1 protein-coding gene is annotated in these 758 nt (G+C 64.2%); it reads left to right on the top strand.

The genetic code is table 11. The annotated features are described in order from the left end of the window. Positions 1-535 (top strand): IS110 family RNA-guided transposase (locus FXB41_RS39760; RefSeq protein WP_219685642.1); only part of this gene is annotated, 535 nt, incomplete at its 5' end. Positions 536-758: the final 223 nt, after the last annotated feature.

Below are 758 nucleotides of genomic sequence, written 5' to 3' on the forward strand. Positions count from 1 at the left end.
GCTCTCGCCTCGCATGTTGCGCATCATCGAGGATCTGGCGGGTGACTGGCGCCGGCTGGATGAGCGTATCGAGGACCTCTCCAGCGAAATCGAGGCATTGGCCCGTCAAGACAAAGGCTGCGAGCGACTGATGACGGTGCCCGGCATTGGCCCGATCATCTCGAGCGCGATGGTGGCTGCGATCGGCACTGGAGACGTGTTCTCGAAAGGCCGCGACTTCGGCGCCTGGCTTGGACTGGTGCCGAAGCAGATATCGACCGGCGACCGCACGATCCTCGGCAAGATATCAAGGCGCGGCAATCGCTACCTGCGCGCGCTGTTTGTGCAGGCCGCGTGGGTTGTGCTGGTCAAGGTCAAGGGTTGGGAGCGCTATGGCCTCAAATCTTGGATCGAAGCCGCCAAGAAACGATTGCACCACAACGTGCTGGCGATTGCGCTCGCCAACAAGCTCGCCCGGATCGCCTGGGCGGTTCTCAACAAGGGACGCGCCTTCGAGTGCGTCAACACGGAGGAGACGGCGTCCCGAGCTGCCTGATCCTCGCACCGTGCTCGGGGCCGTCAAGGCGCGGCCTGACCGCGGTAGAGCAAGACGTCAGGACAGCACGACGGCCGGCCTTGACGGCCCTTGCGCGCGGCGCGTCTGCGCGCGCAGGCCGGGACAAAGGAACGACCGCCAGGCACGAACTAAGGAACAGCACGAGGTGAGGTGCGATCGATGACGTAACCAACATCCCTTACCCGCCGAGGTCTGCGAGAGG

This window comes from Bradyrhizobium canariense (genome assembly GCF_019402665.1).
Classification (GTDB): Bacteria; Pseudomonadota; Alphaproteobacteria; order Rhizobiales; family Xanthobacteraceae; genus Bradyrhizobium; species Bradyrhizobium canariense.